Origin of the sequence: Thiobacillus sp. (assembly GCA_024235835.1) — a bacterium.
GTDB lineage: Bacteria > Pseudomonadota > Gammaproteobacteria > Burkholderiales > Thiobacillaceae > PFJX01.
Map to the genome: position 1 here is coordinate 152,869 of JACKLQ010000002.1, position 24,703 is coordinate 177,571.

Below are 24,703 nucleotides of genomic sequence, written 5' to 3' on the forward strand. Positions count from 1 at the left end.
TCTAATCGCACCCATCTGGGGGTGCGTTTGGGAGTACATGGAAGCCATATTCGGGACTTCAGTTCCCGGAGATCACAGCTGGAAGCATTGCACCGAGTACCCCAGCCGCTATGGAACATCGAGCGGGGGAAATCTACGGAAAGCCGGAATGGCTAGGTGCAATTGTGAGGCAATGGCGTTCATGTACGCAGTAGCGACACGCTAACGTGGGAAGGTCTTCACGCGGTCCGGGTGGCACCGGACCAGAGAGCGGAACCGCCGATAAAAGCGGTTTGGAAGACTGGGAGCGTTGTTGAGTAGGCGTCGGAAACCTTCATGCGATGTGGTCGAAGCATGGGGGTGACGGCTGACTTCGGTCAGCGGCTGAAAGACGGCAGGAGTAAACGAGACTTGATGCGCCTGGCGGCGCGAATGCTTGTAACGGGGCCCGCCCGCTTGGCGGTGGGTGGTTCCAGGCTGTTTTGCCCTTGGCGGGGTGGAACGCACCAAACTTGAGAGGAGGACATTGACTGCGGCTTGGTCCGCAACAGCTTTTGGCGTAGCTGCGATACGCCCATTTCAGGTGTGGCCCCGACCTTAAACGGGGCGCCTAATGCACGCCTTCGGCTGGAGGATTTTGCTGGCGGAAGGTACTTTTCGTACGGACTCGTGTGCAATGCATTGCACACGGATTTGGCTTCATAACCAACAGGAATTAACATAACCTATTGATTTTAAATGGTGGCCAGGGGCGGAATCGAACCGTCGACACGCGGATTTTCAATCCGCTGCTCTACCAACTGAGCTACCTGGCCTTACTTGCGACCGGGGAAGCCCGGCGCAAAGAGGGGCGCATTTAAGCCCAAAAACCGAGACCCCGTCAAGGAAAAGCACGGTTGGCCTTTGCCCGGCGAACCGGAATACCCGACCAAATAACTCGGGCTTGTTTGATTCGTGCCGGACTGGCAAACTCGCTTGCATCATCAAATCCTAATAGAGGAAATGCCATGGGCGGCCTGACCAAATCCACCCCGATTCCCATCGAGATCAAGCTCCACAAGCAGTCCCGCATCCTGGAAGTGGCTTTTGACGACGGCAAGCGATTCGAACTGCCCTGCGAGTACCTGCGCGTCTACTCCCCTTCCGCCGAAGTGCGAGGCCATGGCCCCGGGCAGGAAACCCTGCAGGTGGGCAAGAAGGACGTGGAAATCACCGCCATCGAGCCCGTGGGCCAATATGCCGTGGTGCTGGTCTTCTCCGACGGCCACGACTCCGGCATCTACTCCTGGGATTATCTGTACGACCTGGGCATGGAACAGGATTTCTATTGGAAAAACTACCTGCGCCGCATGGAAGAGGCGGGCGAGTCCCGGGAACCCAAGACCCTGATCAAATAGCCATGCCATTGCAGGGGCGGCTGATTGCGGACATCGCCGATGCCATCGGCTCCGCCACAGGCCAAACCTTCGTACCGGCCCGGCAGGAAACGGCAGGTGGCGGGTGCATCAACCGCGCCCATGCACTGCTGGGCCGGGACGGACGCAGTTTCTTCCTCAAGCTGAACAGCGCCGACAAGGCGGACATGTTCGCCGCCGAGGCCGAGGGCCTGGCTGAACTGGAACGCAGCGGCGCCATCCGCGTGCCCCGGGCCATTGCCCACGGCATTGCCGAAGCCGAGGCCTGGCTGGTGCTTGAATATCTGGATCTAGGGGGGCGTGGCAGCGGCGCGGACCTGGGGCAAAGGCTGGCGGCCCTGCACCGCGTGACCGGCAAGACCCACGGCTGGCACCGGGACAACACCATCGGCGCCACCCGTCAGCCCAATGACCCGAATTCCGACTGGATCGCGTTCTACCGGGGGCGGCGGCTTGAACACCAATTGGAGTTGGCTCGCAGCAACGGCGCTGGTAAACGCCTGCTGGAAAGCGGCGAGCGGCTGATGGCGGACCTGAACGCCTTCTTTCCGGGTTACACGCCGGCACCCAGCCTGCTCCACGGCGACCTTTGGGGCGGGAACTACGCCTACGCCGATGGCGAGCCCGTATTGTTCGACCCGGCGGTTTACTACGGCGACCGGGAGGCGGACTTGGCCATGACCGAACTGTTCGGTGGCTTCCCGGCCGATTTTTATGCGGCCTACCGGCAGGCCTGGCCCCTGGACCCGGGCTATGGCGTGCGCAAGACCCTTTACAACCTTTACCACATCATCAATCACTTCAACCTGTTCGGCGGCGGCTATGGCAGCCAGGCTGAGCAGCTGGCGTCGCGATTGTTGGCAGAAATACGCTGAAGCCGCATAACTGTTTGCCTTGCAAGGGGTTTTTGTGGATAATCCTGCGCTTTCCCGCGTCTTTAGCCCGAGACAAAAATCATGAAAGCCGCCATTCATCCCGACTACAACGAAATCCAGGTGACCTGCAGCTGCGGCAACACCTTCACGACCCGTTCCACCATGAACAAGGCCCTGCACGTGGAAGTCTGCTCCGCCTGCCATCCTTTCTATACCGGCAAGCAGAAGATCGTGGACACCGCCGGCCGCGTCGAGAAATTCCGCCAGAAGTACGGCATCAAGAAGTAACCCACCCACGGTGACCGCACCCTTTCCGGTGCAAGAAGGCAGCCTGGCGCTGCCTTTTTTCATTCAGCGTCCATGAACCCCACCCAACCCGGCAAGGTCTTCTGGCTGGTGGTCCTGGCCGCCTTCTGGGCGTTCTTTGGTCTCACGGGCCGGGGCGCATGGCAGGCAGAGGAAGCCCTGGCCCTGGGCGACGTGCTGGACCAGCTGCAGACCGGGCGCTCCCTGTGGGCCACCCCGGCCCCCCTGTACACCCTGGTGGCAAGCCTGCTGGCCCGCTGGACGCCCTTCGGCCTGGACATCCAGGACAGCGCACGCCTGGCCAGCGGCGTTTTCATCCTCATCGGCCTGACCGCCATCGGCCTGGCGGCCCGACGGCTCCTGGGACGGGGCTACGGCGCCGCCGCCACCCTGGCCCTCATGGGCGGCTTCGGCCTGTTGCTGCGGGCCCATGCCTTCATTCCCGAGACCGCCCTACTGGCCGCCTGGGCCATGATGTTGTGGGGCCTGGGCTGGTCCCATGCCCGCCCCAAGGCAGGAGGCGTCATCATGGGCCTCAGCCTGGCGGCCCTCACCCTGGGCCTGCGGGGCATGCCGGACCTGGTGGCCGGCCTGGCCGTGATGCTGCTGCCCCTGGCCTTCAGGCCCTGGCGTGAACGCCCCTATCGCCAGGCCCTGATGCTGGCCCTGGGTCTGGGGGGAGGCCTGATCGTGGCCGGCCTGGCCCTCATCACTTCCTCGGGCCAGGGGGCGGCCTGGCTGGAGTGGCATGGCATCGGACGCTTCGCACCGAACCTCCCCGTTACGCGGTTGTTCTCCGAGTTGGCCTGGTTCGCCTGGCCCCTGTGGCCCCTGGCCCTGGCCGCCGTCTGGCACGACCATCGGCGCCTGGGCCGCAGCCGGGAACTGCACCTCCCCCTGGTGGTCCTGGCAGTCCTTGCCTTGGCTGCACTGATGCCCGCATGGTCCCGCCTGGGCGGCCTGCTCCCCCTGCTGCTGCCCCTGGCCCTGCTGGCCGCCCAGGCCCTGGCCCATCTGCGGCGAGGCGCGGCTCAGGCCTTCTACTGGTTCGGCGTGCTGTGCTTCCTGTTCTTCGCCCTGGCCTTCTGGGTGTATTTCGCGGCCATCGAGTGGGGCATCCCCGCCAAACTGGCGGCCCACGTGGCCAAACTGACCCCCTTGTACGCCCAGGGCAGCGTCGACAGCAGCGCCATCTGGCTGGCAGCCGTCACCACCCTGGTCTGGCTCGTCGCCATCCCCCTCTTTCCCAGGGCCCAGACCCGGCCCGTGCTGGTCTGGAGCACCGGCATGTTACTGGTCTGGGTGCTACTGGCCGCCCTGTTCCGTCCCTGGGCGGAGGCGGGCTGGGGCTACCGCCCCCTGGTGGAGGAAATTGCGCGGAGGGTCCCCGCTGCGGACTGCATGGAAACGCGGGTGGATCCCGCCATGGACGCCATGGTGCGCTACCACCTAGCCGACCGCCTCCAGGCTCCCCCCACGGCGGGTTGCGCCTGGCGCCTTAGCCTGGAACCCCGCAGGAAGGGCGATGTCGTTCAGGTGCCCCCGGATACCTCGGCGCTCCGGGTGGTTTGGGAGGGCGCCAGGCCCCGCTACAAGAACCAGGTCTACCGCCTGGAACGGCTGCGTGATGAATGACGTACGCCCCGTTTCCGCCGTCATCCTGGCGGGAGGCAAGGCCCGGCGCTTCAACGGCGAGGACAAGGGCCTGCTAAGCCTCGACGACCGCCCCCTGGTGGCCTGGGTGGCCGGGCGCCTGGAAGGCCACGCCCACGAGATCCTGTTGAACGCCAACCGCAACCTGGCAGCCTACGCAACCCTGGGTCATACCGTGGTGCCGGACCACCTGCCCGGCCAGCCGGGCCCCCTGGCCGGGCTCCTGGCTGCTGCCCGCACGGCCAGGCAGGAATGGCTGTTGAGCGTGCCCTGCGATGTGCCCTTCCTGCCCCTGGATCTGGTCATGCGCCTGCACGACCAGGCCCTGGCCAGCCAGGTTCCCCTGGTGCGGGTGGCAGACGAAACCGGCACCCACTACGCCATCATGCTGGTCCACCGCGACCTGATGCCCGACCTGACCAACTACGTCGCCGGAGGTGGGCGACAGGTCCAGACATGGCAGGCACACCACCCGGTTGAAACCCTGTATTTCGGCGAAGACCCCTACTCCTTCCTGAACATCAACACCCTGGAAGACCTGAAGACCGCCGAGCGGGTGGCCAAACGTTACCGCAGGAGCAGCACGTGAACCCCGCCCAACGCCTCCTCATCGCCCTCATCCGCCTCTATCAGTTGGCTTTGTCACCCTTCATCGGCAACCAGTGCAGGTTCACCCCCACCTGTTCCCAATACGCTAGGGAGGCGGTGGAAAGGCATGGCGCCCTCAGGGGCAGCTGGATGGCCATCAGACGGGTCAGCCGCTGCCATCCCTTCCACCCTGGCGGGCATGATCCTGTACCTCCACCGTGATCAAGTTCATAGTCCCCCTTGGCAATATGCTGAACTATTTCACAATGTATATTGTTGGTAGGCATAAACATTTCAGGGACTGAGCAAGTACGTGTTCTCCTTCTTTCGCAAGAACAAGACCGAAGACCTCATGGCCTATCTCAAGGAAGGCCTGCCCAGTGCCAATGAGGGTCCGGCCTATACCGCCGTAAAGCCCAAGGCCGCCGCGGAGACCGGCATCGAGGTGATGGAGGCCGTAGGAGGCCTCGCGCCGGAATTCGAGGAGGCTGCGGTTCTGTTCGCCAACGGCAAGGTCGGCGACACTGCCACCCTGCTGAACCGCTACCTGCTGGACCATCCGGACAATCGCGACCCCCTGCCCTGGTACATGCTGTTCGACCTCTACGAGGCCAGCAACCAGCGTGCCCCTTTCGAGGACGCGGCGGTGGACTTCGCGGTGAAGTTCGAACGCTCGCCTCCCACATGGCACCCCCGCCGCCAGGGCCCCACGGCCTCCTCCCCCGCGCCGCTCATGGCCTATAGCGAAAAGTACGGCAGCATGGAGCGGGTGAAGCAGCCCAAGTTCTTCCAGGATGCCGCCAACGCCCCCTATGTGCGCCTGGACATCACCCGGCTCCAGACCCCCGACGAGGAAACCGCCACCGCCATCCTGGGCGAAATCACCCGGCTTCATGCCATGGGCAAACCCATCGAACTCATCGGCGGCCCCGGTTTCGCGGTGCGCCTCGATGCCGCGCGCCAGGCGGACCAGCTCAAGGCGGAGGCCTGGCTGTTCCTGCTGGAGATCCTGCGTCTCATGGGCAAGGAGGAGGACTTCGACAACGTGGCCGTGGACTACGCCGTGGCCTTCGAGGTATCACCCCCCGCCTACAGGCCTCCCCTGCCGCTGCCCGGCCGGGCTGAAGCTTTTGTCAACGAACAGGACGCCACCCAGGAAAACACTTTCCGCCTGACAGGTGCCATCGCGCCCGGCACCGATGCCCAGATCCGTGAATTCCGGCGCTTCGCCGAGGGCAAGCAGGAAGTGGACGTGGACATGTCGGACCTGAGCCGTATCGACTTCGCCGTGGTGGGCATGCTGCTGGAACTGGTCATCGAATTGAACCAGAAGGGCTGCCGTGTCACCTTCCGGGACGGAAACGAACTTGTGAATACACTGCTTCAGATCGTCGGCGTCAGCCAGTTTTCCACCCTGAAGCCGCGCAAGAGGGCATGAGCGTGGAGCAATACCACGGCACCACCATTCTGTCCGTGCGCCGGGGCGTGTCCGTGGCCTTGGGGGGCGACGGCCAGGTCACCCTGGGCAACATCGTCATCAAGGCCAGCGCCCGCAAGGTGCGCCGCCTGTACCAGGAACGCATCCTGGCGGGCTTCGCCGGCGGCACGGCGGATGCCTTCACACTCTTTGAACGCTTTGAGGCCAAGTTGGAGAAACACCAGGGCCATCTGGTGCGCAGCGCCGTGGAACTGGCCAAGGACTGGCGCACGGACCGCATGCTGCGCCGCCTGGAGGCCATGCTCATCGTGGCGGACAAGGAGAGCACCCTGATCATCACCGGCAACGGCGACGTGCTGGAGCCGGAATACGGCATCGCCGCCATCGGCAGCGGCGGCGCCTACGCCCAGTCCGCCGCCCGGGCCCTGCTGGACCACACGGAGCTGCCGGCGGAAGCCATCGTGCGGGAATCCCTGGGCATCGCCGCCGACCTGTGCATCTACACCAACCGCAGCCTCACCCTGGAGACGCTGTAGCTGTAGCTGTAGCTGTAGCTGTAGCTGGGGCAAGGGGCAAGGGGCAAGGGGCAAGGGGCAAGGGGCAAGGGGCAAGGGGCAAGGGGCAAGGGGCAAGCAAAGTCTAACCAATCCCACAACACCTGTTTGTTTGCCTTTTTCCTTGCAGGCGCGCAGTGCCGCCCTAGCCCCTTGAACCTGTATCTATTCCTTGACGGGCCGCTTGGCCAGCTTGCGCTGGAGGGTGCGGCGGTGCATCTTCAGGGCCCGGGCCGTGGCGGACAGGTTGCCGTCGTGTTCCGCCAGCACCTTGTGGATGTGTTCCCACTCCAGCCGGTCCACGGACAGGGGGGCTTCCGGCAGTTCCGTCTCCGCATCGCCCTCCTCCCGCCCCAGGGCGGCGAGGATTTCCTCCACCCCCGCCGGCTTGGCCAGGTAATGGGTGGCCCCCAGCTTGATGGCCTCCACCGCTGTGGCGATGCTGGCATAGCCCGTCAGCAGCAGGATACGCAGTTCTGGACTGGCGGCCTTCATGGGGGCGATGAGTTGCAGGCCCGATTCCGTTGCCAGGCGCAGGTCCAGGATCACGGCATCCAGGCGCATCCCAGCCACGACGGCCTGGGCAGAAACCGCGTCCGCCGCGATTTCCACGCCATGGCCGCGGCGGCGCAGGGAGCCCGCCAGGGCCTGGGCATAGACCGGATCGTCGTCCACCACCAGGATGCGCCACCCCCCTGTCATGGCCCGGTCCCCGCCAGGGGCAGGTCGGCACGGGCCAGCACGCCGCCCTCCCCCCGGTCCAACAGTTCCAGTCTCCCACCCAGGCGGGCCAGGGCTGCCTTGGCCAGTTCCAGGCCCACCCCCCATCCCGCGGGCTTGCCCCCCAGGCCGGTACCCGCATCCGCCACTTCCACCCGCAGGTAGCCGCCCTCCACCCTGGCGGCCACGGCCACGCTTCCCGGGGAGGCCTCTTCCGCATTGTTGAGCAGGGTCATCAGCACGGCTTCCAGCACGGGATCGTCTTCGACGGCGGGCAGCTCCGCATCCACGTCCATTGCGACGCTGGCGTGGGGATGGAGCAGGCCCCACCGCTCCAGGGCGCGCCCCAGCCACTGCCTGGCCGGCATGGCGGGCCCCGCCACGTTCTCCCGGGAGCGTGCGGCCCGGCCCAGGCGGGCCAGCACCGCCTCCACCCGCTGCAATTGGCCCGCCATCAGCTCCAGGGGCGGGGACAGGTCCTCGTCCCCGGCAAAGTCCTGGCGCAGGTCGTCCAGGGTCAGGCGAACCGAGGCCAGGGGCGTGGCCAGGTCGTGGGCGGCGGCGGCGGCCTGGAGGCCCAGGGAGAAAAGCTGTTCATCCCGCAGGCGCTGCTCCCGGGCCCGGGCCAGGTCCCTGTCTCGACGCCGCAGGGCTGCCGCCAGTGCGCCGGTGAAGGCCGCCACCAGCACGGCGGTAAGCAGGAAATTGACCCACATGCCCTGGAGGTGCAGATGCACTGCTGCTTCCGGAGAAACCTGCAGGGCCAGGGGCTGGTAATAGCCCATGAGCAGGGTATACATGAGCCCCACCCAGGCGGCCAGGGCCCAGGCCAGGCGGGGCGGCAACACCACGGCTCCGAGGATCAGGGGCACCAGCAGCAGGGAAATGAAGGGATTGGCGTATCCGCCGGTGAAATACACCAGCCCCCCCAACAGGGCAGCGTCCGTACCCAGTTGCAGGGCTGCCTCCGGGAAGGTTAGCCCCAGGCGGCGCAGGCCGAAACCCCAGGCCAGCAATGCCAGGTGCAGGGCCATCAAGGCCAGCAGGGGCCACCAGGGCAGGCGCGCACCCACCAGTATCACCGCCAGAGCCAGCAACAGCGCCTCCCCCAGGATCAGGGCGCCGCGCCCCCCCAGCAACAGGACCAGGGCCTCGGCGGGGGGGCGCTCCCGGCCTGCCATGCCGGGACGGGAAGATGTCTGAATGAATCGGAAGCCCATGGCGGCAATTGTATCCAGGGACCGTCCCGTGCCCTGCGACATCATGTCGCATGTTCCGGACCGGCATCACCAACTAAGATGCAGCTGCTTCCATACGTTTTTCACAGGCTGCTGTCAGGTCAAACGTATTCTCGGCCCGCGTTCGCGGGCCGTTTTTTCTCCAAGGTTCATGATCAGTGCGGCAATTTGTCGCATTCACGCGGGTACCGGGCTTTCCTAACATGGCCAGGATTTACGACAGCCACATCGGAAAAGATGAAACTCAAGCCCCTGGCCCTGTTCCTGGCCCTCCCCCCATCCGTCTCCCCCGCTTTTTCCGCCACTCCAACTACCCTGGACGAAATCATCGTCACGGCCACTCGCGTTCGTCCAGACAACCTTGGCGCAGTCAGTCTTGGAGCACAGCAGATGTCCCCCCAGCGGGCCTCCACCAGCGATACGGCGAGCCTGCTGCGGGAGGTACCAGGCGTCAGCGCCTTCGGTGCTGGCGGGGTTTCCAGCCTGCCAGTCATGCACGGCCTGGCCGACGACCGACTGCGTATCAAGGTAGATGGCATGGATCTCATTGCCGCCTGTCCCAACCACATGAACTCGCCGTTGTCTTATATCGACCCTAGCGCGGTGCAGGAGGCCCATATCTATGCAGGCATCAGCCCCGTCAGCGTGGGGGGCGACAGCATCGGCGGCAGCATCGTCGTGGCATCGGCACCGCCGGAATTTGCCCAACCAGGCCAGGGAAAGGTGATCCAGGGCGAAGCTGGTGCGTTCTATCGCAGCAACGGCAATGCCTATGGGGCCAACCTCAAGGCCACACTGGCCAACGAATACGCCAGCATCAATTACACCGGAGCCTACGCCAAGTCAGAGAATTACAAGGCCGGCGATGATTTCAAGACATACACTTTCACCGGGCGTTCCGGGCATACGCTGGATCTTGACGAAGTGGGCTCCACCGCCTACGAGGCCACCAACCAGTCCATGTCCCTGGCCTGGAGGAATAACGACCACCTGGTTTCCTTCAAATACGGCCGCCAGCACATCCCCTACGAGAACTATCCCAACCAACGCATGGACATGACGGACAACGTCAGCGATCAGTTCAACCTGGCCTATACGGGCCAGCAGGATTGGGGAACGCTTAAGGCCCGTGCGTACTACGAACACACGGAACATGAGATGGATTTCGGCGCCGACAAGCGTTACTGGTATGGCGCTGCCTCCGGCGGCAGCAATCCGCCCGGGGGCAATGGCATAGACTGTTCCGCCGGCGGCATTGGTCCTTTGTGCGCCGCGGGCATGCCCATGTATACCGATGGCAAGAACACCGGCCTCAACATCGGCGCCGACATCCGGCTAAAACAGGGCGACATCCTTCGCATCGGCGCCGAATACCAGGCTTACAGCCTGGACGACTGGTGGACCCCGTCCGGGGCCGGCATGTGGCCCAACACCTTCTGGAACATCAGCGACGGCCAGCGTGACCGCTATGCGGTTTTCGGCGAATGGGAAGCCCGCCTGACCCCTGCCTGGACCAGCCTGCTGGGCCTGCGTCATGAAACCGTGAAGATGGATGCGGGCAACGTGCAGGGCTACGACTCCACCACAAATGGCATGGCCCCCATGTTCCATTTCCAGATGCGGGACGCCAACGCCTTCAACGCGCTGAGCCATGACAGGACTGACCACAACTGGGATCTCAGTTGGCTGGCCCGGTATGTACCGGACGCCACGCGAACCTATGAAGTTGGCCTTGCGCAAAAAACCCGTTCGCCCAACCTCTATGAACGCTATACCTGGTCCACCTGGCAGATGGCAGCGCTGATGAACAACTTCGTCGGCGATGGCAACGGCTATGTGGGCAATCTGGACCTCAAGCCCGAAGTAGCCCATACCCTGAGTCTGAGCGCGGACTGGCACGATGCGGGCAAGGAGCGCTGGGGTGTCAAGGTTACGCCCTACTACACCCATGTTCGGGACTACATCGACGCGGTGCAGTGGGATCCTGCCACCAACGCCCCCCGCGCCGTTCCCGTAGCCAACAACTTCACCGTGCTCAAGTACTTCAACCAGTCCGCGCGGCTGTATGGCGTGGACCTTTCTGCCCACACGATCTTGGTGACCGGCACCGGTTTCGGCGACCTGAACGTGAAGGGCGTGGTGAACTTCACAAAGGGGGAAAACCGCGATACGGGCGATAACCTTTACAACGTCATGCCCCTCAACGCAAAGCTGGCCCTGACGCAAAGCATGGGCCCCTGGCGCAACACCCTGGAAGGCGAGTTTGTGGCCCGCAAGGATGATGTCTCCAGTGTCCGCAACGAAATGCAAACCCCGGGATATGGTCTCGTCCACCTGCGTAGCCGTTATGAACGCAAGGACTGGAACGTGGACTTCGGCATCGAGAACCTGTTCGACCGTTTCTACTATATGCCCCTGGGTGGCGCCTACGTGGGCCAGGGTACGACCATGACCATTCCGCCCGCGCCCAACCAGCCCCAATGGGGCACCCCGGTACCCGGACCAGGACGCTCCGTTTACGCGGGCCTGAACGTGAAATTCTGAGGGGCGTATCCTGGGCCCCTGGACACAAGAAAGGAACTTCCATGCAACGCACACTGATCCTTGCCCTGCTGGGCCTTACCCTTTCGGCCAGTGCCTTGGCGGACAACGTCAAGGTGGACAACGCCTGGGTGCGGGCCACGGCCCCCGGCCAGAAGGTGGCCGGCGGCTTCCTGGACCTGACCGCCGACGCGGACATGAAACTGGTGGGTGGCAGCAGCCCGGCTTCCAGCACCCTGGAACTGCACATGATGAAGATGGATGGCGGGGTGATGGAGATGCGCCAGATTCCGGAGATCGCTCTGCCCAAGGGCAAGACGGTGAGCCTGAAGCCCGGCGGGCTGCACATCATGTTCATCGACCTGAAGCAGCGGATCAGGGAGGGCGACAAGGTGCCCGTCACCCTGACCGTGAAGAATGCCGCCGGCAAGGAGCAGCAGTTGCAGGTGGAAGCCCAGGCCATGCGTGCCGGGGGCATGGCCCATCACCACTGAAACAGCACACCCAGAAACAAAAAAGCCGGCGAGTTCAGCCGGCTTTTTTGTTGGGAGAAACCGGACTTACTGGATTTCCCGTTCCAGTTCCTCGATGGTGGTGTGGCGCACGTCCTTGCCCTTCACCATGAACACCACGTACTCGGACATGTTCTTGGCATGGTCGCCGATCCGCTCGATGGCCTTCACCACGAACAGCAGGTCGATGAAGGTGGAGATGGTGCGGGGGTCTTCCATCATGAAGGTGATGAGGTGGCGGGTGATGAGGTGGAATTCCTCGTCCACCTCCATGTCCTGGCGCGCCACGTTGGCCGCGCCGGACACGTCCAGGCGGGCGAAGGCGTCCAGGGACTCCCGCAGCATCTTGATGGCCAGCCCGGACATGTACTTGATCTCGTTGTAGCGGGGCGTGACCATGCGGTCGGCCTCGTACACTTTCACCGCGTAGCGGGCGATCTTGGAGGCCTCGTCGCCGATGCGCTCCAGGTCGGTGATGGTCTTGATGATGGTGAGGATCATGCGCAGGTCGCCGGCGGTGGGCTGGCGACGGGCGATGATGTTGGTGCAGGCCTCGTCCACGGCCACTTCCAGGGCGTTGACCCGGTGGTCGTTGGCAATGACCTCTTCCGCCATGACCGCGTTGCCCGTGATCAGGGCATCCACCGCCTTGTTGACCTGCTCCTCCACCAGTCCGCCCATTTCCAGCACGCGCGCCCGCACGGCTTCCATGTCGGTATCGAACTGTTTATAGATATGTTCGCTCATCTCTCATCCTTCATATTGACCGCCACTCCGGCGGGAACCCCCACCAGGTTCAATCGATTATAGGGGTGCCGGGCCACCGATGTATTACAAGTCGGTGACAAAAGGCACCGCCAAGCGTTCCCCGTCAAGGGAGAGTTCCATGATCCAGTCCCGGCGCCCGGTGACACAGACGGGCAAGGTGATGCTGGATTCAAACACACCATCCTTATCGGCCCGCAGGGTGTAGAGATTGAATCCCATGTCCATGCCCTCCATGGTGAAACGGGCTTCCACCTTGTCAGCATGGGGGGCTTCCACCCGGACCAGGAAGGCCTGAAGCGGCTTCAATTCCCCCACCATGGACACCGCCACGCTGGCGCCTGACAGGTCCATGCGGCAGCCCTTGTGCACATCGGGGCACTTCATGACGTGCAGCCGGCCATCGCCTTGTGGGGAATGACCCTGCCAGACCACCAGCCCCACCAGGACCAGGAGCAGCAGGGGAAACAGTCGCCAGAGTTTTGTTTTCATGTTCACTCGTTCTTCATATCAGGCAGCCAGGCGCCACCGCGCAGTGCCAGGCCGTGGGCTCCCAGTTGCCTTGCCGTTGCCAGGTCTTCCTGAACGAGCCCTCCCAGCGCGAATACGGGCAGGGGGTAATCACGGATCCACTCAGCCAGGATCTGCCATCCCAGTGGCTGGGCACCAGGGTGGCTGGAGGTGGCCTGGACTGGCCCCAGCACCACCCAGTCCAGCCCCAGCTCGGCGGCCCGGGCCAGTTCCCCCGGACCGTGGCAGGACGCGCCCACCCATTCCAGTGCGGGACGGTGGTCCAGGGTCATGAGCTGGGCTGAAGGAAGATGGAGCCCCACGCCCAGGACTTCGGCCAGGGCGGCATCCCCGTTCAAGGCCAGCAGCGCGCCATGCCTGCGGCACAGGGCGGCCACCTCCCGCGCGAGCAGGGCAAGGTCCTCCCGGGACAGGGATTTCTCCCGCAGCTGGACGAACCTCAGGCCTTGGGACAGTCGCTGTTCCAGTCGCTCCAGAAAAGTCTCCCGGCCCAGGTCGGACAGGGCGGAAATGGCGTACTCCAGGGGCAGGCGCAGGCCTTTCAGGATGGGCCCGTTGGCGGGCAGGATGGGTTCCACTTCCGGCCGCGCCGCATGGGTCCAGGCCAGCACCTGGCCCTCGTGGGGATGGGGTTCCCCTTCCCAGGCGGTCACCCGGAAGAAGCGCAGCATGACGTGGGCATGGGGATAGACGAAGGCGCGGTTGAGCCAGGGCCAGGCCTGGGTCACCCGGATGCCCAGTTCCTCCGCCAGTTCCCGATCCAGGGCATGACGGGGGGTCTCCCCCGGCTCTACCTTCCCGCCCGGGAACTCCCACCAGCCTGCATAGGGCTTGCCTTCGGGACGGCGCGCCATCAGGAAGGCGCCGTCGGGCCGCTCGATCACGGCGGCCGACACCTCCACGATGCCAGGGGACGTGCTCAACGGCAGTCTTTTCCGGCGCTGTCCTTACCCGCTTCCCCGGAGGGGATGGGGATGAGCGTCAGGGCCTTGGGAGATGGCGTGTTGCCACCGGCGGTGATGTCGCGCACGTTGTCCGCGCCCCCCAGCATCAGCGAATTCTGGTGCCGGTCGCTGGGGTCCACGGCGGCCACCGCCACGACGCCCTGGGCCAGCATGGCGAACAAAACGGCGATGCCGGTCTTCTTGCCTGGGTTCATGCCTGGCCCGTCAATCCGCGCCAGACACCTTTTCGAGACTGGTCAGCCGGGCTTCAAGCTCCGCGAGCTTTTCCCGGGTACGCGCCAGCACCTGGGCCTGCACGTCGAATTCCTCACGGGTCACCAGATCCAGCCTGGACATCCAGGCGGAGAGGGAGGCCTTGAGGTTCTTCTCCATGTCCCGGGCCGGACTCACGGCCAACACCTCCGAGACCTTGCCGGCCATTTCCGCCACGAGCTTTTGCTTGAGCATCTTGGGCTCCTTTCAGATTGACGAAGCAGTTTACCAAAGCGGGGACAACCCATTCGATCCCTGTTCAGGTTGAAGGAACCATTACGGTGCACCGCACCCCACCGCATGCACCAAGATCATGCAAAAGACCGCACCATTCCAGCATTTTCTACATAACTATCTGTTTATTATAGGAATAATTTTTGGCACAGCACGTGCTATTTGAGCAGCGTGCAATACCGCACCATTACTGCAATGGAGAACTTCATGAAAATCTTCACCCATCTGATGCTTCTGGCTGGTCTGGTTGGTGCGCCCCTGGTGGCTGCCGCGGAGGACAGCCCCCATACATTGTCCGGCAACGTCACCCTTACGTCCGATTACGTCTTCCGCGGCATCACCCAGACGGGTGGTGATCCCGCCATCCAGGGCGGTCTGGACTACACACACAGCAGCGGCTTCTACCTGGGCACCTGGGCTTCCAACGTGGGCTGGCTCGAGGATTTCCAGGGTTACAACAACGGCAACATGGAAATCGACCTTTACGGCGGTTATCGCGGCAACATTGCTGACGCCGTTACCTTTGACGTGGGTGGCATCCGCTACATGTACCCCGGCTACAGGGGAGCCGTCACCGCCGCAGATACCACCGAGGTTTATGGTGCCCTGGGATGGAAATGGTTCACCCTCAAGTATTCCTATTACATCAGCGAAGGTGTCTTCGGTTTCGGCAATGCCGACGGCTCCGACTACGTTGACGTTTCCGCCAGCCTGCCCCTGGGCGATACCGGCCTGACCCTGGGCGCCCACTGGGGCACGTTCTCCTTCGAGAACAACAGTGGCGCGGATTACGACGACTGGAAGCTCAGCGTCACCTACGATCTGGGCAAGCTCAGCAGCAAGACCTCCGGCATGACCGTTGGCGTTGGATACACCGACACCGACGCCGGTCCCACGTGGAACCAAGCGGCACCTAACGCCATGAACCTGGGCGAGGACACCTTCATCGTGTGGATCTCCAAGGCTCTGTAATTCGCTGACGATCCGGAGCGGCTCCCACGTCGCTCCACCCTTTTCCTTGTCTTGATTGGAGACAACATGAAATTCGTTACCGCCATCATCAAGCCCTTCAAGCTGGACGAGGTCCGCGAGGCCCTTTCCGGCATGGGGGTATCCGGCATCACCGTCACCGAGGTCAAGGGTTTCGGTCGCCAAAAGGGCCACACCGAACTGTACCGTGGCGCTGAATATGTCGTGGACTTCCTGCCCAAGGTGAAGATCGAAGTGGCCATTCGCAGCGATCTGCTTGACCAGGCCATCGAGGCCATTTCCAAGGCTGCCCAGACCGGCAAGATCGGCGACGGGAAGATTTTTGTTTGGGACCTGGAACAGGTCGTGCGCATTCGCACCGGCGAAGCCGGCGAATCGGCCATCTAAGGAGAATGAACATGAAACGCCTCATCACAAGTCTCATGTTGGTGGGTTCGCTGGCCTTCGGCGGCGTGTCCTGGGCTGAAGACCCCGTGCCTGCGGCTCCCGCAGTCATGGAAGGTGCGGCACCCGCAATGGAAGCCGCGGGCATGCCGGCCGAAGCCATGCCGGCGGAGGCCGCTCCAGCCGAGGAAGCGCCTGCTGTGGAAGAAGCGCCCAAGGCTGACAGCGGCAACACCGCTTGGATGCTCATCTCCACTGCCCTGGTGCTGTTCATGACCATCCCTGGTCTGGCCCTGTTCTACGGCGGCATGGTGCGCAAGAAGAACGTCCTGGCAACCATGATGCAGAGCTTCGCCATCACCGCCATGATCTCCGTGCTGTGGATGATCGTCGGCTACAGCCTGGCCTTCAGCACCGCCGGCATGGAGAAGGGGGTAACCAACCTGGCCTCCTTCATCGGCGGCCTGGACAAGGCCTTCCTGGCGGGCATGGGCCTGGACAGCCTCACGGGCACCATACCGGAATCCGTCTTCATGACCTTCCAGATGACCTTCGCCATCATCACCCCGGCCCTGATCGCTGGCGCCTACGCCGATCGCATGAAGTTCTCCTCCATGCTGGTGTTCACCGCCCTGTGGTCCCTGCTGGTGTACGCCCCCATGACCCACATGGTCTGGGCTGGTGACGGCGGATTCTTCTGGGACATGGGCGTGCTGGACTTCGCCGGCGGTACCGTGGTGCACATCAACGCTGGCGTGGCCGGTCTGGTGGCAGCCATCGTGCTGGGCCCCCGCATCGGCTACGGCAAGGATGCTCTCATGCCTCACAACCTGACCCTGACCCTGATCGGCACGGCCATGCTGTGGGTGGGCTGGTTCGGCTTCAACGCCGGTTCCGCCGTGGCTGCTGACGGCCGTGCGGGCATGGCCATGGCTGTGACCCAGATCGCCACTGCCGCCGCTGCCCTGTCCTGGATGTTCGCGGAATGGATCGGTAAGGGCAAACCCAGCGCCCTGGGCATCGCCTCCGGTGCCGTGGCCGGCCTGGTGGCCATCACCCCCGCCTCCGGTTTCGTGGATCCCACGGGCGCCCTGATCATCGGTCTGGTGGCTGGCGTAGCCTGCTTCTGGGGCGCCACTTCTCTGAAGCGCATGCTGAAGTATGACGATTCCCTGGACGCCTTCGGTGTACACGGTATCGGCGGCATCGTGGGCGCCCTGCTCACCGGCTTCTTCGCGGTGGAAGCCATCGGCGGCACCGCCGGCAGCATGGGCCAGTTCATGACCCAGCTGGAAGGCACGGTGATCACCATCGTCTTCACCGCCGTCATGACCTACATCATCCTCAAGGTGGTGGACCTGGTCATGGGCCTGCGCGTCACCGAGGAGCAGGAGCGGGAAGGTCTGGACATCGCCCTCCACGGCGAGCGCGTGGAGTAATCTCAGCACCCCGGCGGGCTAGCCCGCCGGCCCTGCAAAAGGCGTCCCCTGGCGCCTTTTTTCATTTGCGCCTCCCGGCGCGGCTGTCATTAAAACGTCACCAAACCGTCATAACATCCCATCAGTTCTTATTGGAGCCTGCCATGGCCGCGAACATACTGGTAGTGGAGGACGAACCGGGCATTCAGGAGGTTCTCAAGTTCAACCTGGGGCACCACGGCCATCACGTCTCGGTGGCCGCGAGCGGCGAGGAGGCCCTGGGCCTGCTGAAGGGGATCCTGCCCGACCTGATCCTGCTGGACTGGATGCTGCCTGGCATCTCCGGCATCGAACTGGCCCGGCGCGTCCGGGACGATGCCCGGCTGAAGACCGTCCCCATCATCATGCTTACCGCCCGCACCGAGGAGCGGGACAAGGTCATGGGCCTGGACACCGGTGCCGACGACTACCTCACCAAACCCTTCAGCCCGGCTGAACTCAACGCCCGCATCAAGGCCGTGCTACGCCGTCGCGCCCCCCAGATGACCGAGGACGTGGTGGACATCGCCGGCCTGCGCCTGGACCCCGCCGCCCATAGAGTCATCGGGGACGGGCAGGCCCTGGACATGGGCCCAACGGAATTTCGCCTGCTTCACTTCCTCATGACCCACCCGGAGCGTGTCTATTCCCGCTCCCAACTGCTGGACCAGGTGTGGGGCGACCATGTGTTCGTGGAAGAACGGACAGTGGACGTGCACATCCGCCGACTGCGATCCGCCCTGGAACCCACGGACCATGATCGCCTGATCCAAACCGTGCGGGGGGCCGGTTACAGACTTTCCGCCACGGAGACCGGCTCCAAGTAGAATGGACACACCGTCCACTTACTGAAGCCTCCATGCTGTCATTCTGGTGGCGCCCGTTTCTGACCGTGGTCGGCTTGGGCGCCCTGGCACTCGCCCTTTCCGTGAAGAGCCCGCCGGGCACCGGCTGGGGCCTCTTCTCCATGGGCCTCTTGGCCTATCTGATCTATCACCTGCGCCAGCTCAGCAAGCTGAACAGCTGGCTGGGTGTACCCGGTCAGCGCCCCATGGTGGGCGACGGGGTGTGGGGCGACGTGCTCTACCGTCTGGAGAAACTGCTGCGAGCCGGTCAGGGAGACCAGCAAAAGGCAGTGGCCGAGCTGGAACGCATGCTGGAAGCCACCCGCAACCTGCCGGATGGCGTGGTGATCCTGGACCGGGAGAGTCGCATCCTCTGGCTCAACGACGCCGCCGAGCGGCTGCTGGGCCTCTCCCCTCTGCGAGACGTGGGCCAGTTCGTGCCCTACCTGCTGCGCCAGTCCCGTTTCATCGGCTGGCTCCAGGAGGAGGATTTCTCCCGCACACTGCAGATGGAATCCCCCGTGAAGCCCCAGAAAACCCTGGAACTTCAGCTGGTGCCCCTGCCCAAGGACCAGAAGATGCTGCTGGCCCGGGATATTTCGGAACTGGCAAGGGTGGAAGCCATGCGCCGGGATTTCGTGGCCAATGTCTCCCACGAGCTGCGTACCCCCATCACCGTCATCGTCGGCTTCCTGGAAGTCTTCGACGAGATGGAAAACCCGGACCCGACCGAGTTCAAGAAGCACATTCCCCTCATGCGGGAACAGAGCGACCGCATCCGCAGCCTGGTGGACGATCTGCTCACCCTGGCAAAACTGGAAACGGAACCGGAAAGCAAGGAGGAGGCCGTGGACATCGCCGCCCTCACCCACCGACTGGCGGACGAGGCCCGTACCATGAGCCAGGGCAAGCACGATATCCAGGTACACATCGACTCAAACCTGCGTCTTCTGGCCAGTCCCCAGGAACTGTATAGCGCCTTGGCCAACCTGGTCTCCAATGCCGTGCGCTACACCCCCGCCGGCGGCCATATCGCCCTGAAGTGGCACATCGGGCCCCGGGGCTCAGGACTGTTCTCGGTCACGGATACGGGCGAAGGCATCGAGGCCCAGCACATCCCCCGCCTGACGGAACGGTTCTACCGCGTGGATAGGGGCCGCTCCCGGGCCACGGGGGGCACGGGCCTGGGCCTGGCCATCGTCAAGCACATCCTGCAAAGGCACCAGGCGCGGCTGCGCGTCGACAGCACCGTGGGCAAGGGCAGCACCTTCACCGCCGCCTTTCCCCCGGACCGGCTGATCCCGGCGTCTACCAATCTTGCCGCACAAACCCTGGAGTCATGACCCAGTTTCAGCCCAGCAGGGCAGCAAGCCTGTCCGCCAGGCGGGCCTGTATGTCTCGGCTGGCCATGGGGTTGGCGATCCCCCCCTCCCGCCGCGGTGGCGCCCAGATGGCATCCGGGAAGTTCACGTCCTCGGTCCATCGGGGAATCACATGCCAATGCACGTGGGGCACCACATTGCCCAGACTGGCGAGGTTGATCTTGTCCGGTCGCACGGTTTCCCGCACGGCAACCTCCACCGTGAACACCGTCTCCATGAGGCGCAGCCGATCGGAGGAATGCAAGTCGCTCATCTCACTCACATGGCGGTTGAGGATGACCCGGCAGAATCCCGGATAGTGAGCATCCTCCACCCAGACCACGCGGCAGAAGTCATCCTGCCAAAGCACCTCGCCACCATCGCTGTCGCACAGGGGGCAGGCCATTACAGCAACACCCGCTCGATGCCGCCGCCGTTGGCGCGCCGGACGAATTCCTGCAACCAGTCGTTCCCCAGGCGGGCCTTGGCCAGTTCCACCACGATGTAGTCCGCCGCCACGCCGTTGTCCTCGGTGTAGCGGTTGAGGCCCTGGAGGCAGGACGGGCAGGTGGTGAGCACTTTCACCTGCCCCGCACCGGCCTCGCGCTGGGCCTCGGCGCCCTTGTCCAGCTCCTCTGATTTGCGCATGCGTACCTGGCTGGCGATGTCCGGCCGACTGGCGGCGAATGTGCCGGCCTCGCCGCAGCAGCGTTCCGCCAGACGGGTATCGCTGCCAACCAGGGCCTTCACGGTCGTCATGGGGTTCTGTTGCTTCAGGGGCGTGTGGCAGGGGTCGTGGTACAGGTATTTGACTCCCGGCACCCCTTCCAGCTTCACGCCTTTCTCGTTCAGGTACTCGTGGATATCCATGACCCGGCAGCCGGGGAATATCTTGTCGAACTGGTATTCCTCCAACTGGTCCAGGCAGGTGCCGCAGGACACCAGCACGGTCTTGATGTCCAGGTAGTTGAGGGTGTTGGCCACCCGGTGGAACAGCACCCGGTTCTGCATGGTGATGGACTCCCCCTTGGCCCGGTCGCCGGTGGCGATCTGGGGATAGCCGCAGCACAGGTAGGTGGGCGGCAATACCGTCTGGGCGCCGAGCTCGTATAGCCAGGCCAGTGTGGCCAGGCCCACCTGGGAGAACAGGCGCTCGGACCCACAGCCCGGGAAGTAGAACACGGCGTCGGAGTCCTCATTGACCTTGGCCGGATCCCGCAGCACGGGCACCACCTTGGGGTCATTCAGGTTCAGGAGCTGCCTAGCCGTCTTGGCGGGCAGCATGCGGCTGTCAGGCAGCTTGCGGTTGAAGAAGTGGATGACCTGGGTCTTGGCGTCCGGCTTGCCCACGCTGGCGGGGGGATGCTGCATGGCCTCCTTCACCATGGGCACTTGGCGCATCACCATGGCCCCCATCCTCTGCCCCAGGTAGCCCAGCTGGATGGCCCCCTTGCGCAAGATGTGGATGGCGTCCGCGTCCGTGGTATCCAGGAAAGCCCGGGCCAATTTGGTGGCGGGAGCCGCCTTCTTCTTGCCGGCGGCATTGAGGAAGTTGCGCATGGCCACCGTGACATCGCCGAAGTCGATGTCCACGGGACAAGGGTTCTTGCACTTGTGGCATACGGTGCAGTGGTCGGCCACGTCGTCGAACTCGTCGAAATGGCGCAGGGAGATGCCGCGCCGGGTCTGCTCCTCGTACAGGAAGGCCTCGATGAGCAGGGACGTGGCCAGGATTTTGTTGCGGGGCGAGTACAGCAGGTTGGCCCGGGGCACATGGGTGTTGCACACGGGCTTGCACTTGCCGCAACGCAGGCAGTCCTTGATGGAGTCGGCGATGGCCCCGATCTCCGACTGTTCCATGATCAGGGACTCCAGTTCAAGCAGGCTGAAGGAAGGCGTGTAGGCGTTGGCCAGGTCCGCCCCTTTCAGGAGCTTGCCCTTGTTGAAGCGCCCCTCCGGGTCCACCCGGTTCTTGTAGGCGGCGAAGGCGGACAAGGTCTGGTCGGAGAGGAACTCCAGCTTGGTGATGCCGATGCCGTGCTCGCCGGAGATCACGCCCCCCAGGTCCTCCGCCAGGTGCATGATGCGGGCCACGGCGGCATTGGCCGTCCGCAGCATGGCATAGTCGTCGGAGTTCACCGGGATGTTGGTGTGCACGTTTCCATCGCCGGCGTGCATGTGCAGAGCCACGAATACCCGGCCCTTCAGAATACGCTTGTGGATGGCGTCGCAGGCAGCCAGCACGGGCTCGTATTCCCGGCCGGTGAAGATCTGGCGCAACTCGGCCCGCACCTCCCGTTTCCAGGACACCCGGGTTGACTTGCTCTGCAGGCTGCGGAAGGTGGCTTCGGCATCCGTGGCCTGCTGGGGCTGGTCGGACAGCAGCGCATCCAGGTAACCGCGCCAGCGCCTGTGCACGTCAGCCAGCAACTCCAGTGCCCGCGCCCGGCGGGTCTCGGTGAGGGCCGGATCGGCCACGGACTCCTCATCCTCCTCCAGGGGCAGCGCGCCCTGGAAGAAGGCGATCAATCCCGCCAGCAGGGCCAGCTTGTTGTGGATGGACAGCTCGATGTTGATGCGCTCCACCCCGTCGGAATAATCCGCCAGCCGGTCCAGGGGAATGACCACATCCTCATTGACCTTGAAGGCATTGGTATGGGCGGCGATGGCGGCGGTACGGGCCCGGTCCAGCCAGAACTTCTTGCGCGCCTCGGCGGAGACGGCGATGAAGCCCTCGCCCCCTCTTGCCCTGGCCCGCTCCACGATCCAGGCAGCAGCCCGGTCCACGGCGGCCAGGTCGTTGGAGGCCACGTCCGCCAACAGCACCATGTTGGGCCGGCCCACCCGGTCTGCCTTGGTGGCGTAGCCCACGGCCTTGATGTAGCGGGCGTCCAGGTGTTCCAGACCCGCCAGCAACACCTCTTGCTGCCCCGCGTTGAAGTGGCGGGTGATCTCCACGATGGCCGGCACCGCCTCCGCCACCTGGCCGAAGAACTCCAGGCACACGGTGCGCGCATGGTGGGGCATGCGGTGCAGCACGAAAGTGGCCTGGGTGATGAGGCCGTCGCAACCTTCCTTCTGGATGCCCGGCAGGCCCGCCAGGAACTTGTCGGTCACGTCCTTGCCCAGGCCCTGCTTGCGGAAGGCCGCGCCGGGGATCTCCAGGATTTCCGGCTTTCCCTTGGGGCTGCCGTCGGCCTGGGCCCGGGCAATCTCGAAGCGCACCACGTCCACGTCGTGGATCTTGCCCAGGTTGTGGTCCAGACGCGTCACCGTGAGCCAGTCGGCGTCCGGCGTCACCATCTTCCAGGACACCAGGTTGTCCACCGCCGTGCCCCACAGCACCGCCTTCTTGCCCCCCGCATTCATGGCCACGTTGCCGCCGATGCAGGACGCATCGGCGCTGGTGGGGTCCACGGCGAAGGCAAGGCCGGCGGCCTCTGCGTCCTCCATGACCCGGCGAGTCACCACGCCGGCACCGCAGGTGATGACGGGGGTGGGCGCGCGATTTTGTGCCTCATGCCCCGGCAGCAGCATTTCCTCGATGGCACCGCGCTGGTCCAGCTTTTCCGTGTTGATGATGGCGGACAAGGGGGTTAGGGGCACGGCACCGCCGGTGTAACCGGTGCCGCCTCCCCGGGGGATGACCGTCAGGCCCAGTTCCACGCAACCGGCCACGAGGCCCGGAATCTCGTCCTCGTGATCCGGGTTCAGCACCACGAAGGGATATTCCACCCGCCAGTCCGTGGCGTCGGTGACGTGGCTCACCCGGGCAAGGCCGTCGAAGGCGATGTTGTCCTTGCGGGTGTGGCGCGACAGGCGTTGCACCACGGCAGCACGCAACTGGCGTGTGGCGGGAAACCCGGCGGCGAAACCGTCCACCGCCTTGTGGGCGAACTCCAGCAAGCGTCCCACCCGCTCGTTGCCCTGGCGCCGTTTTTCGATCTCCGCCAGGCGGTGACGCAGTGCCTCCACCAGCAGGCGCTGGCGTTCCGGGTTGGCCAGCAGATCATCCTCCAGGTAGGGATTGCGGGTCACCACCCAGATGTCCCCCAGCACCTCGAACAACATGCGGGCGGAGCGCCCGGTCTTGCGCTCCCCCCGCAGTTCCTCCACCAGGCGCCAGCCTTGCTGACCCAGTAGACGGATGACGATCTCCCGGTCAGAGAAGGAGGTGTAGTTGTAGGGGATTTCTCGGATGCGCTCGGCAGTCATGGGACAGGGGACGGGGACGTTGTGGCCAAAATGAGTCAGGCGTCCGATTTTACCCGTCCCCTTGGCCTAAAGAGCCTATTTCCGCGGTAGGGCCAGGGCGTAAAATCCGCTGATCCTTCAAACTGTTGCGCCATGATCAGCCTCCTCATCATCGCCCACGGCAACCTGGGCGAAAGCCTCATCCAATGTGCCGCCCACGTCCTGGGCAAGCGGCCGGAAGCCCTGGAAAACCTGGACCTCGCCGCCTGCGAGGATCCCAACGTCATGCTGGACAAGGCCCGGTCCCTGCTGGCCGACCTGGACCAGGGAGAGGGCGTCCTGGTACTGACCGATATCTATGGTGCCACCCCCTGCAACACCGTCTGCAAGCTGGTGACCACCGGCCAGGTCGAAGCAGTGGCCGGTGTCAACCTGCCCATGCTGCTCAAGGCCCTCACCTACCGGGACCAGGGCATGCCGGCCCTCCTGGAGAAGACCGTTACAGGTGGTCAGGGCGGCATCTTCCACATCCAATCGGAACCGGTAGCCACCCATGCCTGAACTGGACGTGGAAATCTCCAACAAACTCGGTCTCCATGCCCGGGCTTCCGCCAAGCTGACCCAGACTGCCAGCCAGTATGAATCCGAGGTCTGGCTGTCCCGCAACGGCCGCCGGGTAAACGGCAAGAGCATCATGGGCGTGATGATGCTGGCGGCAGCAAAAGGTACCCAGATCCACGTGGAAACCCACGGCCCGGACGAAGAGGCCGCCCTGGCCGCCCTGGTGGGCCTGATCAACGACAAGTTCGGGGAAGGGGAATGATCATGGGGATGAGGGATGGGGAATGGGGGATGGGAAAATTCACGGGAAACCCACGACAGCCGCCTTGCCCCATTCCCCATCCC

At 64.2% G+C, this 24,703-nt stretch carries 26 protein-coding genes and 1 tRNA gene; 17 read left to right on the forward strand and 10 right to left on the reverse strand.

Annotation, left to right across the window (positions count from 1 at the left end):
* Positions 1 to 718: 718 nt before the first annotated feature.
* Positions 719 to 794, reverse strand: a tRNA-Phe gene (locus H6935_08935).
* Between the two features lie 192 nt (positions 795 to 986).
* On the opposite strand from H6935_08935, the gene H6935_08940 reads away from it, so the two are divergent.
* The 8 genes from H6935_08940 (at position 987) to hslV (ending at position 6,790) form a co-directional block, all read left to right on the forward strand.
* Positions 987 to 1,376 carry a DUF971 domain-containing protein gene (locus H6935_08940; protein MCP5278473.1) on the forward strand — a complete coding sequence of 130 codons (390 nt, stop codon included), beginning with the start codon at positions 987 to 989 and terminating at the stop codon, positions 1,374 to 1,376.
* Positions 1,377 to 1,378: 2 nt separating this feature from the next.
* Entirely contained in the window at positions 1,379 to 2,269 is an 891-nt protein-coding gene (locus tag H6935_08945) for a fructosamine kinase family protein (protein MCP5278474.1), read from the forward strand.
* An 81-nt stretch (positions 2,270 to 2,350) separates the two neighbouring features.
* Positions 2,351 to 2,557, forward strand: a complete 207-nt coding sequence (gene rpmE, locus H6935_08950) for a 50S ribosomal protein L31 (GenBank protein MCP5278475.1) — start codon at positions 2,351 to 2,353, stop codon at positions 2,555 to 2,557.
* A gap of 72 nt (positions 2,558 to 2,629) precedes the next feature.
* Positions 2,630 to 4,210 (forward strand): hypothetical protein, encoded by a 1,581-nt coding sequence (locus tag H6935_08955; protein ID MCP5278476.1) that lies wholly within the window; start codon positions 2,630 to 2,632, stop codon positions 4,208 to 4,210.
* On the forward strand, positions 4,203 to 4,817 hold the full coding sequence (mobA, locus tag H6935_08960) for a molybdenum cofactor guanylyltransferase (protein ID MCP5278477.1): 615 nt from the start codon (positions 4,203 to 4,205) through the stop codon (positions 4,815 to 4,817). The genes H6935_08955 and mobA overlap by 8 nt, the downstream gene beginning before the upstream one ends.
* Positions 4,814 to 5,038 carry a membrane protein insertion efficiency factor YidD gene (yidD, locus tag H6935_08965; GenBank protein ID MCP5278478.1) on the forward strand — a complete coding sequence of 75 codons (225 nt, stop codon included), beginning with the start codon at positions 4,814 to 4,816 and terminating at the stop codon, positions 5,036 to 5,038. Before mobA ends, yidD begins: the two co-directional genes overlap by 4 nt.
* 91 nt (positions 5,039 to 5,129) lie before the next feature.
* The gene (locus H6935_08970; GenBank protein MCP5278479.1) at positions 5,130 to 6,254 is read left to right on the forward strand and encodes an STAS domain-containing protein; all 1,125 of its coding nucleotides are present in this window, start codon (positions 5,130 to 5,132) and stop codon (positions 6,252 to 6,254) included.
* A 2-nt stretch (positions 6,255 to 6,256) separates the two neighbouring features.
* Positions 6,257 to 6,790 (forward strand): ATP-dependent protease subunit HslV, encoded by a 534-nt coding sequence (gene hslV, locus H6935_08975; GenBank protein ID MCP5278480.1) that lies wholly within the window; start codon positions 6,257 to 6,259, stop codon positions 6,788 to 6,790.
* 183 nt (positions 6,791 to 6,973) lie between these two features.
* On the opposite strand, the gene H6935_08980 is transcribed toward hslV, so the two are convergent.
* Positions 6,974 to 7,510: a response regulator transcription factor gene (locus tag H6935_08980; GenBank protein MCP5278481.1), complete on the reverse strand. Its 537-nt coding sequence runs from the start codon at positions 7,508 to 7,510 to the stop codon at positions 6,974 to 6,976.
* On the reverse strand, positions 7,507 to 8,748 hold the full coding sequence (locus tag H6935_08985) for a sensor histidine kinase (GenBank protein ID MCP5278482.1): 1,242 nt from the start codon (positions 8,746 to 8,748) through the stop codon (positions 7,507 to 7,509). Before H6935_08985 ends, H6935_08980 begins: the two co-directional genes overlap by 4 nt.
* Positions 8,749 to 9,003: 255 nt before the next feature.
* Here H6935_08985 and H6935_08990 point away from each other — a divergent pair, with 255 nt between their 5' ends.
* Together H6935_08990 and H6935_08995 are read left to right on the forward strand one after the other, a co-directional pair.
* The gene (locus H6935_08990; GenBank protein ID MCP5278483.1) at positions 9,004 to 11,310 is read left to right on the forward strand and encodes a TonB-dependent receptor; all 2,307 of its coding nucleotides are present in this window, start codon (positions 9,004 to 9,006) and stop codon (positions 11,308 to 11,310) included.
* 41 nt (positions 11,311 to 11,351) lie between these two features.
* The gene (locus tag H6935_08995) at positions 11,352 to 11,801 is read left to right on the forward strand and encodes a copper chaperone PCu(A)C (protein MCP5278484.1); all 450 of its coding nucleotides are present in this window, start codon (positions 11,352 to 11,354) and stop codon (positions 11,799 to 11,801) included.
* Positions 11,802 to 11,867: 66 nt separating this feature from the next.
* Here H6935_08995 and phoU read toward each other — a convergent pair whose 3' ends face one another.
* From phoU to H6935_09020, 5 genes are all read right to left on the reverse strand, one after another.
* A complete protein-coding gene (gene phoU, locus H6935_09000; GenBank protein MCP5278485.1) occupies positions 11,868 to 12,566 on the reverse strand; it encodes a phosphate signaling complex protein PhoU in 699 nt (232 codons plus the stop codon).
* 84 nt (positions 12,567 to 12,650) lie between these two features.
* Positions 12,651 to 13,076, reverse strand: coding sequence for a hypothetical protein (locus H6935_09005; protein ID MCP5278486.1), 426 nt, complete (start codon positions 13,074 to 13,076; stop codon positions 12,651 to 12,653).
* Between the two features lie 2 nt (positions 13,077 to 13,078).
* Positions 13,079 to 14,038 (reverse strand): Nudix family hydrolase, encoded by a 960-nt coding sequence (locus tag H6935_09010; protein MCP5278487.1) that lies wholly within the window; start codon positions 14,036 to 14,038, stop codon positions 13,079 to 13,081.
* Positions 14,035 to 14,274 (reverse strand): hypothetical protein, encoded by a 240-nt coding sequence (locus H6935_09015; protein MCP5278488.1) that lies wholly within the window; start codon positions 14,272 to 14,274, stop codon positions 14,035 to 14,037. Before H6935_09015 ends, H6935_09010 begins: the two co-directional genes overlap by 4 nt.
* Positions 14,275 to 14,284: 10 nt before the next feature.
* Positions 14,285 to 14,527, reverse strand: coding sequence for an accessory factor UbiK family protein (locus H6935_09020; protein MCP5278489.1), 243 nt, complete (start codon positions 14,525 to 14,527; stop codon positions 14,285 to 14,287).
* A gap of 246 nt (positions 14,528 to 14,773) precedes the next feature.
* On the opposite strand from H6935_09020, the gene H6935_09025 reads away from it, so the two are divergent.
* The 5 genes from H6935_09025 (at position 14,774) to phoR (ending at position 19,585) form a co-directional block, all read left to right on the forward strand.
* Complete coding sequence (locus H6935_09025) at positions 14,774 to 15,538, forward strand: hypothetical protein (GenBank protein ID MCP5278490.1); 765 nt, start codon at positions 14,774 to 14,776, stop codon at positions 15,536 to 15,538.
* 66 nt (positions 15,539 to 15,604) lie between these two features.
* Positions 15,605 to 15,943 (forward strand): P-II family nitrogen regulator, encoded by a 339-nt coding sequence (gene glnK, locus H6935_09030; GenBank protein ID MCP5278491.1) that lies wholly within the window; start codon positions 15,605 to 15,607, stop codon positions 15,941 to 15,943.
* Between the two features lie 11 nt (positions 15,944 to 15,954).
* Positions 15,955 to 17,379, forward strand: coding sequence for an ammonium transporter (locus tag H6935_09035; protein MCP5278492.1), 1,425 nt, complete (start codon positions 15,955 to 15,957; stop codon positions 17,377 to 17,379).
* Positions 17,380 to 17,522: 143 nt separating this feature from the next.
* Positions 17,523 to 18,224: a phosphate regulon transcriptional regulator PhoB gene (gene phoB / locus H6935_09040; GenBank protein MCP5278493.1), complete on the forward strand. Its 702-nt coding sequence runs from the start codon at positions 17,523 to 17,525 to the stop codon at positions 18,222 to 18,224.
* Positions 18,225 to 18,256: 32 nt separating this feature from the next.
* On the forward strand, positions 18,257 to 19,585 hold the full coding sequence (gene phoR / locus H6935_09045; GenBank protein MCP5278494.1) for a phosphate regulon sensor histidine kinase PhoR: 1,329 nt from the start codon (positions 18,257 to 18,259) through the stop codon (positions 19,583 to 19,585).
* A gap of 7 nt (positions 19,586 to 19,592) precedes the next feature.
* Here the strand turns inward: phoR and H6935_09050 are convergent, their stop codons facing one another.
* Positions 19,593 to 20,009 (reverse strand): HIT family protein, encoded by a 417-nt coding sequence (locus H6935_09050; protein ID MCP5278495.1) that lies wholly within the window; start codon positions 20,007 to 20,009, stop codon positions 19,593 to 19,595.
* On the reverse strand, positions 20,009 to 23,818 hold the full coding sequence (locus tag H6935_09055) for a DUF3683 domain-containing protein (GenBank protein ID MCP5278496.1): 3,810 nt from the start codon (positions 23,816 to 23,818) through the stop codon (positions 20,009 to 20,011). Before H6935_09055 ends, H6935_09050 begins: the two co-directional genes overlap by 1 nt.
* Before the next feature lie 132 nt (positions 23,819 to 23,950).
* On the opposite strand from H6935_09055, the gene H6935_09060 reads away from it, so the two are divergent.
* Together H6935_09060 and H6935_09065 are read left to right on the forward strand one after the other, a co-directional pair.
* Complete coding sequence (locus tag H6935_09060) at positions 23,951 to 24,358, forward strand: PTS fructose transporter subunit IIA (GenBank protein ID MCP5278497.1); 408 nt, start codon at positions 23,951 to 23,953, stop codon at positions 24,356 to 24,358.
* A complete protein-coding gene (locus H6935_09065; GenBank protein MCP5278498.1) occupies positions 24,351 to 24,620 on the forward strand; it encodes an HPr family phosphocarrier protein in 270 nt (89 codons plus the stop codon). The genes H6935_09060 and H6935_09065 overlap by 8 nt, the downstream gene beginning before the upstream one ends.
* Positions 24,621 to 24,703 lie beyond the last annotated feature (83 nt).